Here is a 13256-nt window from a genome sequence, read left to right as displayed (position 1 = left end):
CAACCTTCCTGGAAAAAAAACGATAACATAGGATAAAAACAATACCTGAGAAGGTATATCCATACAAACAGATGAAGATTGCAGCCGTAACGTCTATAATCAGCGCCCCACTCAGAGGTAGAACATGACTGTAACGACTTTTTCCGAACTTGAACTCGATGAAAGCCTGCTGGAAGCCCTCCAGGAAAAAGGTTTCACTCGCCCGACCGCCATTCAGGCTGCCGCCATTCCGCCTGCGCTCGATGGCCGTGATGTACTCGGTTCTGCGCCGACAGGCACCGGTAAAACGGCGGCATATTTGCTGCCAGCGTTGCAGCACTTGCTCGACTTCCCGCGCAAGAAATCAGGTCCACCGCGCATTTTAATCCTGACACCGACGCGCGAACTGGCGATGCAGGTTGCCGAACACGCCCGTGAATTGGCCAAAAATACGCATCTGGATATTGCCACCATTACCGGCGGCGTGGCTTACATGAACCACATGGAAGTCTTTAGCGAAAACCAGGACATCGTGGTCGCCACCACTGGTCGTCTGCTGCAATACATTAAAGAAGAGAACTTCGACTGCCATGCAGTTGAAACGCTGATCCTCGATGAAGCAGACCGTATGCTGGACATGGGCTTTGCCCAGGACATCGAACATATCGCCGGTGAAACCCGCTGGCGTAAGCAAACGATGCTGTTCTCCGCCACCCTGGAAGGCGATGCGATCAAAGATTTTGCCGAGCGTCTGCTGGAAGATCCTGTCGAAGTCTCGGCAGATCCGTCCACCCGCGAACGCAAGAAGATCCATCAGTTTTACTACCGTGCCGATGATATCGAGCACAAAACTGCCCTGCTGATCCATCTGTTAAAACAGCCGGAAGCGACCCGCTCAATTGTCTTTGTACGCAAACGCGAACGTGTGCACGAGCTGGCTGGCTGGCTGCGCCAGGCAGGCATTAATAACTGCTATCTCGAAGGCGAGATGGTGCAGAACAAACGTAACGAAGCGATCAAACGCCTGACCGATGGTCGCGTGAACGTGCTGGTAGCCACCGACGTTGCCGCTCGCGGGATCGATATTCCTGACGTCAGCCACGTGTTTAACTTCGACATGCCGCGCAGTGGCGATGCCTATCTGCACCGCATTGGTCGTACCGGTCGTGCCGGGCGTAAAGGTACTGCAATCTCTTTGGTTGAAGCGCATGACCACCTGCTGCTCGGCAAAGCGAGCCGCTATATTGACGAGCCGCTGAAAGCACGCGTCATCGACGAACTGCGTCCAACCACGCGCGCGCCAAGTGAGAAATCCAACGGTAAGCCATCCAAGAAAGTGCTGGCGAAGCGCGCCGAGAAAAAAGCGAAAGAGAAAGAGAAGCCGCGGGTGAAAAAACGTCACCGCGACGCCAAAAATATCGGCAAACGTCGTAAGCCGAGCGGAGCTGCTACCCAGCAGTCCGACAAAGAGTAAACCGAATGCCGGGCCGTTTAGCCCGGCATTTTTTCATGCGCAGCAAAGCTCTCTGTAATACATTCCATAAAAACCCGTATCGCCGGGCTAACGACTTTTCCGGCATGATGTGCGCACAATGCGGTAATCAATTCAGGCTTTTCACTGAACGGCAACTCGATTAATTCTCCTGAGTGTAATTCCTTCTCAACGGTAAACCGCGGTAAAAAACTGACACCAAGATTCGCAGAGACGCACTGCTTGATGCTTTCGATACTCCATAGCTCAATAGTATTTTCCAGCGTTATCTGCCGCTTACGCAGCAGACTTTCAAAACGCTGTCTAAAAATACATTGCGGTTCATTAATGATAAAACTGCAGGGAATATGCTGATTATGCTGAGTGAAATCAACATCCTGAAGAGCCGGAGAGGCGACCAGCGCCAGTGACTGTTCACCCAGTGACAGCATCTCAAGCGCCTCATCATTCCCAACCCGATAAAACACACCCAGATCAACCTCATCGTCCAGCAGGGCATCACGAATGACATAACAATTGAGCGACTGTAGGGACAACCGAACATTGGGAGCGCGTTGTTTAAAGCGCTGTAAAACCTGCGGCATTTTATAGGCCAGTAACGTTTCTCCGGTTGCGACGCGGAGATCGCCGCTCGGCTGTGCATCTTGTTGCACCGTCTGACGGATCGATGCCATCACACGCGTCAGGTCATGTATATGCGGCATCAGCCGTTTGCCCTCACTGGTGAGACACATCCGCCGGCCAATTTTTTCGAATAGCTGTACTGAGAGTTCTTGTTCAAGCTGTTGAATATGAAACGTTACGGTTGATTGCGTACAGCAAAGCTTTTGTGAAGCCCGAAGGAATGAGCCCTCTTCCACTACCGTTTTTAACGTAATAAACCGACGTAAATCCATCCTCACCAACCTATCGAAATTATCGAATTCAAAATGCAAAAAAATTCATTTTTTTAAACCTTATATCTCGGGTACTGTCTGCTAAAACAGAGGAGATAACAAGTGACCCCCATGCTTTTAAGTGCATTCTGGACCTATACACTGATTACTGCGCTAACACCCGGCCCGAATAATATCCTCGCGCTGAGTGCGGCGACATCACATGGCTTACGTCAAAGCACGCGTGTTCTGGCCGGAATGAGTCTGGGCTTTTTAATCGTCATGCTGCTGTGCGCCGGGATCTCGTTTTCGCTGGCCGTCCTGGATCCGGCTATTATTCATTGGCTGAGTTGGGCAGGGGCAGCCTACATTTTATGGCTGGCGCTGAAAATCGCCACCAGCCCAGCCTCAAACGATAGCCTGCAGGCGGAACCGATTAGCTTTTGGGCGAGTTTTGGTTTGCAGTTTGTGAACGTCAAAATCATTTTGTACGGCATTACCGCGTTATCCACATTTGTATTGCCGTATACACAGGACGCGCACTGGTTGATTGGAGTGAGTATTCTGCTGGCGCTCATCGGCACCTTCGGGAATGCCTGTTGGGCGCTGGCGGGCCATCTTTTTCAGCGCATCTTTCGCCGTTACGGTCGGCAGTTGAATATCATTCTGGCATTACTGTTGGTGTATTGTGCGGTGAGGATTTGGAAGACGCACTGGCGTCTTCCGCTTGTAGATTCTCTGCTGAACGGGGTTATTCCCCGCGAGCCTTACAGGCTCTCAGTAAAGGTACGAGCAATAACGTCGCGCTGCTGCTCTGGGGTCAGAGAGTTGAAACGCACTGCATAACCAGAAACACGGATGGTCAGCTGCGGATATTTTTCCGGGTGCTTAACTGCATCTTCCAGTGTTTCACGACGCAGAACGTTAACGTTCAGGTGCTGACCACCTTCTACACGAACTTCTGGCTGTACATCTACCGGTACTTCACGGTATTCGATTTCGCCCAGTTTGCTGACGGCAACGACGTCATCAGCATTGAAACCTGCTTTCGCAACGATGCAGCGTGCTTCGCCTTTTTCGCTGTCCAGCAGCCAGAAAGAGTTCAGCAGGTCGTCGTTTGCAGCTTTAGTAATCTGGATACCTGTAATCATGTTGATGCCTCCCCGGCAAAATTATTTGATTTCGGTTGGCCTCATCCGGCCAATTGGTAAAACCATTGTTGCTTGAGTGTATATATACCCCTCACACACCCTTGAATCTTTGATTTAAATCAACAAAAACCACACATGAAAAGTGGTGATAGGTGGATTTTATTGTTTTACATCAACTTACACCATATGCACGGGTAAACTTTTTACATAAATTTTCAACTATCTTTAATAGGTAGCGCTTTGAGAAACGTGCAGAATTTTGCGCCGTTGAAAGAAGCAGTTAAGCTATGGGGATTGAAAAAATCGCAGGAGAGCGAGATGGCCACCGAATTAACCTGGCACGATGTGCTGGCTGAAGAGAAACAGCAGCCTTACTTTGTTAACACGCTGCATACCGTTGCCGGCGAGCGTCAGTCGGGTATGACAATCTATCCACCGCAAAAAGATGTGTTTAACGCGTTTCGCTTTACTGAGCTTGGCGACGTTAAAGTTGTCATTCTGGGACAAGATCCCTACCACGGCCCAGGCCAGGCACACGGTCTCGCCTTCTCTGTACGCCCTGGCATCGCCACTCCGCCGTCACTACTGAACATGTATAAAGAGCTGGAAGCCACCATCCCGGGATTTACCCGTCCGACACATGGATACCTGGAAAGCTGGGCACGCCAGGGCGTATTGTTACTCAACACCGTTCTCACCGTTCGGGCGGGTCAGGCGCATTCGCATGCCAGTCTGGGATGGGAAACGTTTACTGATAAAGTCATCAGCCTGATTAACCAACATCGGGAAGGTGTGGTTTTCCTGCTCTGGGGTTCACATGCTCAGAAGAAAGGCGCGATTATTGATGCGCAGCGTCACCATGTGTTGAAAGCGCCACACCCATCACCGCTCTCTGCACATCGCGGTTTCTTTGGCTGCAATCACTTTGTACTGGCTAATGAATGGCTGGAACAACGAGGTGAAAAACCGATTGACTGGATGCCGGTATTACCCGCAGAAAGCGAGTAAAAAAATGCCAGCGATTCGCTGGCATTTTTATTATCAGGCTTTGTTCTGACGCCACCACTCCGCGAGCAGCACGCCGGTCGCAACAGAAACGTTAAGCGTTTCTACGTTGCCGGTACCGTCAATCGCTACGCACAAATCGTCGGCTGAGCATGCCGCTTCCGGCAGAGCTTCACGCTCACGCCCTAATACCAGCACCATTTTTTCCGGCAGCGTGGTCGTAAACAGCGGTTTACCTTTCACGCTTGAGGTCATCACTATCGTGTAACCCGCGTTACGGAAATCGTCCAGCACGTCGACAATACTGTCACCGGTAATCGGCTGAACGTGCTCAGCCCCCCCTTCAGCGGTACGGATAGCCGCACCCGATTCCAGCAGCGCCGCATCCTGCACCACCACGCCTTTCACACCGAAGTGTGCGCAGCTACGCATCATACCGCCCAGGTTATGCGGGTTGGCGATATCTTCCAGCGCCAGTACGCAATCCTGCGCACCCGCCTGACCAACCCACTGCTTAACGGTGGTACCGTTACGTTTTTTAATCAGGAAACAGACACCACCGTGGTGTTCAGTGCCGGAGGCCTTCGCCAGTTCGGCTTCGTCAACCACGTGGTAGGCTTTGCGGTTTGCCGCCATCCAGCGTAATGCTTCTTTAAAGCGCGGGGTGACGCTCTGAACAAACCAGGCGCGGACGATAGCGTCCGGACGACTCTGGAACAGAGCCTGACAGGCATTCTCACCGTAAACGCGAGTTTCTTCCGCGCGCTGGCGACGTAATACTTCCGGATCAATAAAGCTTTTGCCGCTGATACCGCCGTGATCGGCTTTTTCCGCTGCGTCATCACTCGGGGCGCGGGACACGGTACGCCATGGCGAATCTTCACGTTTACGATCGCGTTCAACATCGCGGTCACGACCACGTTCACGGCCTCGTTCGCTGTTCGGACCCTTTCTGTCATCACGGGCAGGGCGACGACCGCCTTCGGCTCGGGAAGTACCGGGGCGACCGCCGCCTTTACCAGTACGTGGATTTTGGGTGCGTTTATCCGAGTCATCGTCACTGCGGACGTACATCACTTTGACCTTGCCGTTTTTGTTCTTCAGTTCGTCGCTCATGTTTTTCTCCACCTGCTCTGCGCGAAGCGCGCAGATTACCCGATGTGCACGTCGTTAGCCATTATTTCATTTAAAAGCTAAGGACTATTGTACTCATTGAATAAAACGCATTGTTGTTTAGAACAGACTCCCCGATAATATGTAACATAATAGAAACATACTGGCGTTACTGCCGTGAAGTCCACTCCACTCATCCAGAGGTTAGTTATGAATACCGTTTGTACCAGCTGCCAGGCTATCAACCGCATCCCCGACGATCGTGTCCAGGAAGCGGCTAAATGCGGACGCTGTGGTCACGACCTGTTTGATGGGGAGGTGATCAATGCGACCGGTGAAACACTGGATAAACTGTTAAAAGACGATCTCCCGGTGGTCGTTGACTTTTGGGCCCCCTGGTGTGGTCCATGTCGTAACTTCGCCCCGATTTTTGAAGATGTCGCGGAAGAACGTAGCGGTAAAGTACGTTTTGTTAAAGTGAATACGGAAGCCGAACGTGAGCTCAGCGCCCGCTTCGGTATCCGCAGCATCCCGACCATCATGATCTTCAGAAAAGGTGAAATCGTCGACATGCTTAATGGCGCCGTACCTAAGGCTCCGTTTGATAGCTGGCTTAACGAATCATTATAAACTCTGCGGGGCACATCTTGTGCCCCGTTTTGTCCTCTGAGACAATAGCATTTTTCAACGTGCTTCCCGATGACCAATAACGCCGTTCTCCAGTTACGTGCCGAGCGTCTTGCTCGCGCCACGCGCCCTTTTCTTGCCCGAGGTAATCGCATCCGTCGCTGTCAGCGCTGCCTGCTGCCGCTGAAACTGTGCCTGTGTGAAACGCTGACGCCAGCTCAGGCGAAAAGCCGTTTTTGCCTGGTGATGTTTGATACCGAACCGATGAAGCCCAGCAATACCGGGCGTTTAATTGCTGATATTCTGCCCGAAACAACGGCTTTTCAGTGGTCACGCACCGAGCCACCGCAGGCGCTGCTTGAACTGGTGAAAAATCCGGATTATCAGCCGATGGTCGTATTCCCGGCATCTTATGCCGACGAGGGGCGTGAGGTCATTTTCACACCACCAGCCGGTAAACCACCGCTATTCATTATGCTTGATGGCACCTGGCCAGAAGCACGCAAAATGTTCCGCAAAAGCCCGTACCTTGATAACCTGCCGGTGATCTCCGTCGATTTATCACGCCTCTCCGCTTACCATCTGCGCGAAGTCCATGCCGAGGGGCAATATTGCACTGCCGAAGTGGCAATTGCTTTACTGGATCTGGCAGGTGATACGCAGGCAGCCGAAGGATTAGGTGAGCACTTCACGCGCTTTAAAACACGCTACCTGGCAGGAAAAACTCAACATCAGGGAAGCGTCACAGCAGACTCAACAGAAAGCGTTTAAAATCATTCGGTCACTGGAGTCATTAAGGAAGCCGATATGAGTCAACGTGGTCTGGAAGCGCTACTGCGACCGAAATCCATTGCCGTGATTGGGGCGTCAATGAAGCCCAATCGAGCAGGATACCTGATGATGCGTAACCTGCTGGCAGGAGGGTTCAACGGCCCCGTTTTACCAGTGACCCCCGCCTGGAAAGCCGTGTTGGGCGTACTGGCCTGGCCCAATATCAGCAGCCTGCCTTTTAGCCCCGATCTCGCCGTGTTGTGCACCAATGCCAGCCGCAACCTGACGTTGCTCGAAGCACTTGGCGAGAAAGGCTGCAAAACCTGCATTATTCTCTCGGCTCCCACGGCGCAACACGCGGAGCTGCTGGCCTGTGCATCACGCTACAACATACGTCTGCTGGGGCCCAACAGTCTGGGACTTCTCGCGCCCTGGCAGGGGCTTAACGCCAGCTTTTCCCCCGTCCCCATCAAGCGCGGCAAGCTGGCATTTATTTCCCAGTCGGCGGCGATTTCCAACACCATTCTGGACTGGGCGCAGCAGCGCGACATGGGTTTTTCCTGGTTTATCGCGCTGGGTGACAGCCTGGATATAGACGTTGATGAGTTGCTGGATTACCTGGCCCGCGACAGCAAAACCAGCGCGATATTGCTCTACCTCGAACATTTAAGCGATGCAAGGCGCTTTGTTTCCGCCGCCCGTAGCGCCTCGCGCAATAAACCTATTCTGGTGATTAAAAGCGGTCGTAGTCCCGCAGCACAGCGTTTACTGCATACCAGCGCCGGAATGGACCCGGCCTGGGATGCGGCGATTCAACGCGCTGGTTTATTGCGCGTTCAGGACACTCATGAGCTTTTCTCGGCAGTCGAAACCCTGAGCCACATGCGTCCGCTACGTGGCGACAGGCTGATGATCATCAGCAATGGAGCCGCTCCCGCGGCGCTGGCATTAGATGAACTGTGGTCGCGAAACGGTAAGCTGGCCGCGCTGAGTGAAGAAACCTGCCAGAAATTACGCGATGCCCTACCTGCTCACGTGGATATCGCCAACCCACTGGATCTGCGTGATGATGCCAGCAGCGAACATTACGTCAAGGCACTGGATATTTTACTCGCCAGTCAGGATTTCGACGCACTGATGGTGATTCACTCACCCAGCGCAGCCGCCCCCGGAACCGAAAGCGCGCAGGTGTTGATCGAAGCGGTAAAGCGTCATCCGCGCGGCAAGTTCGTCTCGTTGCTGACCAACTGGTGCGGCGAGTTTTCATCCCAGGAAGCCCGCAGGCTGTTTAGTGAAGCCGGATTACCCACCTATCGTACGCCGGAAGGTACCATTACGGCCTTCATGCATATGGTCGAATATCGGCGTAACCAGAAGCAACTGCGAGAAACACCAGCCCTACCCGATAGCCTGACCACTAACACCGCCGAAGCGCATAGTCTGTTACAGCAGGCGATTGCAGAAGGCGCAACGTCGCTGGATACTCATGAAGTTCAGCCGATTTTACACGCCTATGGCTTACACACACTGCCGACATGGATCGCCAGCGACAGTGCAGAAGCCGTACACATCGCAGAACAAATCGGTTACCCGGTAGCACTGAAGCTGCGTTCTCCTGATATCCCGCATAAATCGGAAGTTCAGGGGGTAATGCTCTACCTGCGTACAGCAACAGAAGTGCAGCAGGCTGCCAATGCGATTTTTGATCGGGTAAAAATGGCCTGGCCGCAGGCGCGCATTCACGGTTTATTAGTACAAAGTATGGCAAATCGCGCTGGCGCTCAGGAACTGCGCGTCGTCGTTGAACATGACCCTGTGTTTGGCCCGTTGATTATGCTGGGCGAAGGCGGGGTTGAGTGGCGTCCAGACGAGCAAGCCGTGGTGGCCTTGCCGCCATTGAACATGAATCTGGCGCGTTATCTGGTGATCCAGGGGATCAAAAACAAAAAGATCCGCGCTCGCAGCGCACTACGGCCCTTAGATATTGCAGGTTTAAGCCAACTGTTGGTCCAGGTCTCCAACCTGATCGTCGATTGTCCGGAAATTCAGCGCCTGGATATCCATCCTCTACTGGCCTCTGCTGGGGAATTTACTGCACTGGACGTCACACTGGATATTGCCCCTTTCACGGGCGATAACGAAAGCAGGCTGGCGGTACGCCCTTATCCCCATCAGCTTGAAGAATGGGTGGAGTTGAAAAATGGCGATCGCTGCCTGTTCCGTCCCATTTTGCCGGAGGACGAGCCTCATCTGCAGCAGTTCATATCTCAGGTAACGAAAGAAGATCTTTATTATCGCTATTTCAGTGAGATAAACGAATTTACCCACGAAGATTTAGCCAATATGACACAGATCGACTACGATCGGGAAATGGCCTTTGTGGCAGTACGCTGTAAAGATAATCAGCAAGAGATCCTCGGCGTAACGCGAGCAATCTCGGATCCTGATAACGTTGACGCCGAGTTTGCCGTGCTGGTTCGTTCTGACCTCAAAGGGCTGGGCTTAGGTCGTCGGTTGATGGAAAAGTTGATTGCATACACCCGAGATCACGGACTTAGACGTTTAAATGGTATTACGATGCCAAACAATCGGGGGATGGTCGCCCTGGCCCGAAAACTCGGGTTTGATGTCGATGTCCAGCTCGAAGAGGGAATTGTTGGGCTAACGCTGAATCTGGCCCAATATGAGGAATCGTGAGTAAGGTACTGGAAATGTTGACCACATTAATGGGTACTGGTGGTATCATTGCCCGCTTATGTCGTCTGCAAAGCACAGAGGACCCTTCAATGAACAGAGAAGAAATGCACTGTGATGTTGTCAAAATTTAAGCGTAATAAACATCAACAACACCTTGCCCAACTACCTAAGATTTCTCAGTCAGTTGATGATGTAGATTTCTTTTATGCTCCCGCAAATTTCAGGGAGACTCTGCTGGAGAAAATAGCCAGCGCGACGCGACGGATCTGCATTATTGCGCTGTACCTGGAACAGGATGACGGCGGTAAAGGCATACTCGACGCGCTCTATGCGGCAAAGCGGCAGCGTCCTGAACTGGATATCCGGGTGCTTGTCGACTGGCATCGAGCCCAGCGTGGACGCATTGGTGTTGCGGCATCCAATACCAACGCTGACTGGTATTGCCGCATGGCGCAAGAAAATCCTGGTATCGATATCCCTGTCTACGGCGTGCCAATTAACACCCGTGAAGCGCTTGGTGTTCTGCATTTTAAAGGCTTTATCATTGATGATAGCGTCCTGTATAGCGGGGCCAGTCTGAACGATGTTTACTTACACCAACATGATAAATACCGCTATGACCGCTATCAGCTGATTCGCAACGCGAAGATGGCCGATATAATGTACGATTGGGTTACGCAGAATCTGATGAATGGGCGCGGCGTTAATCGTCTCGATGATATCCATCGTCCTAAAAGCCCGGAAATTAAAAATGATATCCGCCTGTACCGTCAGGAATTGCGCGATGCATCCTTCCATTTTCAGGGTGATGCGGATAACGAACAGCTTTCGGTCACGCCGCTGGTTGGGCTCGGAAAATCCAGTCTGTTAAATAAGACTATTTTCCACCTCATGCCCTGCGCGGAGCACAAACTCACCATTTGTACGCCTTATTTCAACCTACCAGCCATCCTGGTGCGCAATATCATTCAACTACTGCGTGAAGGGAAAAAGGTCGAAATCATTGTCGGTGATAAAACCGCCAACGACTTCTTCATTCCGGAAGATGAGCCATTCAAGATCATCGGTGCGCTGCCTTATCTGTATGAAATAAATCTGCGCCGTTTCCTGAGCAGACTGCAGTATTACGTGAATACCGACCAGTTGGTCGTGCGCTTATGGAAAGATGATGACAACACCTATCATCTGAAAGGCATGTGGGTTGATGATAAATGGATGCTGCTTACCGGCAATAATCTTAACCCCCGCGCCTGGCGGCTGGATTTGGAAAACGCCATTCTTATCCATGATCCCCAGCAGGAACTGACTCCTCAGCGTGATAAAGAGCTGGAGCTTATCCGCACGCACACCACCGTCGTGAAACACTATCGCGACCTGCAGAGCATTGCCGACTATCCAGTCAAAGTACGTAAGCTCATCCGTCGATTACGCCGTATTCGAATCGACAGATTAATCAGCCGTATTCTGTAATCAAGACCCCGTCCAGCGACGGGGTTTTTCCTATGGAGGCAACGATGCGTCTGTGTATTCTTGCCAGTGTTTTGCTTCTTTCCGGTTGTAGCCACATGGCTAACGACAGCTGGAGTGGGCAAGACAAAGCTCAACACTTTATCGCCTCGGCCATGCTTGCCGCAGCGGGGAACGAGTATGCACAGCATCAGGGAAACAATCGCGATCGTAGCGCAGCTATCGGTTTGATGTTCTCAGTCAGCCTGGGTGCATCAAAAGAGCTGTGGGATAGCCGCCCCGCTGGGAGCGGCTGGAGCTGGAAAGACTTTGCCTGGGATGTGGCGGGCGCATCAACCGGCTATACCGTTTGGCAACTGGCACACCATTAGAGGCGTAAACCTTTTCCCTTACTGTGTAACATCAGCGAAACCAGGAATGCGACCACCGCCATCACGGTGACATACCAGAAGAATGATGTCTCCATGCCGACAGACTTCAGGGATAACGCAACATATTCGGCTGAACCACCAAACAAAGCATTAGCCACCGCATAAGATAACCCAACCCCCAGAGCACGCACCTGCGCCGGGAACATTTCGGCCTTCAGAATACCGCTAATTGACGTATAGAAACTCACGATCAACAAGGCACACATCACCAGGGCAAACGCCATGTAAGGAGACGTCACGCTTTGCAACGCGGTCAAAATGGGAACAGTGAAAATCGCGGCTAACGCGCCAAAACACAGCATTGAAGTCCGTCGGCCTATTTTATCTGACAACGCACCGAACAGCGGTTGCACCAGCATAAACACGCACAATGCAGCTGTCATAATGCCGCTGGCCACGTTGGCATGCATACCAGCCGTATTAACCAGATATTTCTGCATGTAGGTCGTAAACGTATAAAAACACAGCGAGCCAGCAGCGGTGAATCCCAGTACCATAAGAAAGGCTTTGCGGTTACGCCACAGCCCTTTCAGAGAACCCGCTTCTTTCAACGCACGGACATCCTGTTTCGAGGTTTCATCCAACTGGCGACGCAACCATAGCGCAACAATAGCCAGCACGGCTCCCAGCGCAAAGGGAATACGCCAACCCCACGCTCTTAGCGCCGAGTCTTCTAACGTTTGCTGTAATATGACCACAACCAGCAATGCCAGTAACTGCCCGCCGATTAACGTCACATACTGGAATGAGGCATAAAAACCTTTCTTACCTTCAACGGCTACTTCACTCATATAGGTAGCGCTGGTTCCGTATTCCCCACCAACAGATAACCCCTGGAATAATCTGGCCAGCAGTAATAGCGCGGGAGCCCAGGTGCCGATGGTTTCATATCCCGGAAGACAAGCGATCACCAACGATCCCATGCACATCATACAAACAGACAACAGCATAGACTTTTTACGCCCGTGTTTATCCGCAATACGACCAAAAAGCCATCCCCCGATTGGCCGCATCAGAAAGCCTGCAGCAAAAACGCCGGCAGTTTGTAAGAGTTGCGTGGTGGTGTTTCCAGATGGAAAAAAGATATGAGCAAAGTAGAGAGAGCAGAAAGAGTAAATATAGAAATCAAACCATTCAACCAGATTCCCTGACGATGCACCAACAATTGCCCATATACGACGACGGGTGTCGCCATCTGCCAGCGCCCCGTTCTCAGTTACACTGCTATCAGCCATTAGAATTGTACCCCTGCCAGGATCTTATGAATCTATCAATGACGTTTCATGTCTGTTTTAGTAAATTAAATGTTATATAATTGTTACAATTTATTATGAGAGATAGATCACGATTTTAATTAGCAGGAAAAGGATTAAGAAATGTTCGAAGGAAGAGAACCAGGTTGGCTGTCAGAATTGCCTGATGCGCTGCGCTTAATCCGGCAATGTGCACCCCGCACAGACGTGAAGAAGCCCATCCGTCAGGATGGGCTTCTTCACTTTAATTGATGCCTGGCAGTTTATGGCGGGCGTCCTGCCCGCCACCCTCCGGGCCGTTGCTGCGCAACGTTCAAATCCGCTCCCGGCGGATTTGTCCTGCTCAGGAGAGCGCTCACCGACAGACCACAGATAAAACAAAAGGCCCGGTCTTT

At 51.8% G+C, this 13256-nt stretch carries 12 protein-coding genes and 1 pseudogene; 8 read left to right on the top strand and 5 right to left on the bottom strand.

What is annotated here, in order from left to right; translation table 11 throughout:
• Nucleotides 1–124: 124 nt before the first annotated feature.
• A complete protein-coding gene (gene srmB / locus FDX24_RS00735) occupies nucleotides 125–1453 on the top strand; it encodes an ATP-dependent RNA helicase SrmB (RefSeq protein ID WP_061068367.1) in 1329 nt (442 codons plus the stop codon).
• Nucleotides 1454–1470: 17 nt separating this feature from the next.
• Here srmB and FDX24_RS00730 read toward each other — a convergent pair whose 3' ends face one another.
• Nucleotides 1471–2367, bottom strand: coding sequence for a LysR family transcriptional regulator (locus FDX24_RS00730; protein ID WP_105242187.1), 897 nt, complete (start codon nucleotides 2365–2367; stop codon nucleotides 1471–1473).
• 102 nt (nucleotides 2368–2469) lie between these two features.
• On the opposite strand from FDX24_RS00730, the pseudogene eamB reads away from it, so the two are divergent.
• Nucleotides 2470–3051 (top strand): annotated as a pseudogene (gene eamB / locus FDX24_RS00725) (cysteine/O-acetylserine transporter); the annotation flags it as partial.
• A gap of 62 nt (nucleotides 3052–3113) precedes the next feature.
• Here the strand turns inward: eamB and grcA are convergent.
• Complete coding sequence (grcA, locus tag FDX24_RS00720) at nucleotides 3114–3497, bottom strand: autonomous glycyl radical cofactor GrcA (RefSeq protein ID WP_005121223.1); 384 nt, start codon at nucleotides 3495–3497, stop codon at nucleotides 3114–3116.
• 318 nt (nucleotides 3498–3815) lie between these two features.
• On the opposite strand from grcA, the gene ung reads away from it, so the two are divergent.
• Complete coding sequence (ung, locus tag FDX24_RS00715) at nucleotides 3816–4505, top strand: uracil-DNA glycosylase (protein WP_003037561.1); 690 nt, start codon at nucleotides 3816–3818, stop codon at nucleotides 4503–4505.
• A 33-nt stretch (nucleotides 4506–4538) separates the two neighbouring features.
• Here the strand turns inward: ung and FDX24_RS00710 are convergent, their stop codons facing one another.
• Nucleotides 4539–5618, bottom strand: coding sequence for a tRNA/rRNA methyltransferase (locus FDX24_RS00710; protein WP_048210880.1), 1080 nt, complete (start codon nucleotides 5616–5618; stop codon nucleotides 4539–4541).
• Between the two features lie 207 nt (nucleotides 5619–5825).
• Between FDX24_RS00710 and trxC the strand changes: the two genes are divergently transcribed.
• The 5 genes from trxC to FDX24_RS00685 all read left to right on the top strand — a co-directional run bounded on the left by trxC (nucleotide 5826) and on the right by FDX24_RS00685 (nucleotide 11548).
• Nucleotides 5826–6245, top strand: a complete 420-nt coding sequence (trxC, locus tag FDX24_RS00705; protein WP_003037559.1) for a thioredoxin TrxC — start codon at nucleotides 5826–5828, stop codon at nucleotides 6243–6245.
• A 69-nt stretch (nucleotides 6246–6314) separates the two neighbouring features.
• The gene (tapT, locus tag FDX24_RS00700; protein ID WP_061068369.1) at nucleotides 6315–7013 is read left to right on the top strand and encodes a tRNA-uridine aminocarboxypropyltransferase; all 699 of its coding nucleotides are present in this window, start codon (nucleotides 6315–6317) and stop codon (nucleotides 7011–7013) included.
• A 36-nt stretch (nucleotides 7014–7049) separates the two neighbouring features.
• Complete coding sequence (pat, locus tag FDX24_RS00695; RefSeq protein ID WP_137363677.1) at nucleotides 7050–9710, top strand: protein lysine acetyltransferase; 2661 nt, start codon at nucleotides 7050–7052, stop codon at nucleotides 9708–9710.
• A 114-nt stretch (nucleotides 9711–9824) separates the two neighbouring features.
• On the top strand, nucleotides 9825–11180 hold the full coding sequence (gene pssA, locus FDX24_RS00690) for a CDP-diacylglycerol--serine O-phosphatidyltransferase (RefSeq protein ID WP_048210877.1): 1356 nt from the start codon (nucleotides 9825–9827) through the stop codon (nucleotides 11178–11180).
• A 44-nt stretch (nucleotides 11181–11224) separates the two neighbouring features.
• Nucleotides 11225–11548 (top strand): YfiM family lipoprotein, encoded by a 324-nt coding sequence (locus FDX24_RS00685; protein WP_048210876.1) that lies wholly within the window; start codon nucleotides 11225–11227, stop codon nucleotides 11546–11548.
• Here FDX24_RS00685 and FDX24_RS00680 read toward each other — a convergent pair.
• Nucleotides 11545–12843 (bottom strand): MFS transporter, encoded by a 1299-nt coding sequence (locus FDX24_RS00680; RefSeq protein WP_121584935.1) that lies wholly within the window; start codon nucleotides 12841–12843, stop codon nucleotides 11545–11547. The two genes, FDX24_RS00685 and FDX24_RS00680, sit on opposite strands and share 4 nt — an antisense overlap.
• A 195-nt stretch (nucleotides 12844–13038) precedes the next feature.
• Nucleotides 13039–13256: hypothetical protein (locus tag FDX24_RS23505; RefSeq protein WP_212732642.1), on the bottom strand; the 218-nt coding region annotated here is incomplete at its 5' end.

Source organism: Citrobacter sp. wls716, assembly GCF_005280975.1.
GTDB lineage: Bacteria > Pseudomonadota > Gammaproteobacteria > Enterobacterales > Enterobacteriaceae > Citrobacter > Citrobacter youngae.
Note: the sequence above shows the minus strand (reverse complement) of the source record. Positions and strands in the feature narration are given on the sequence as shown.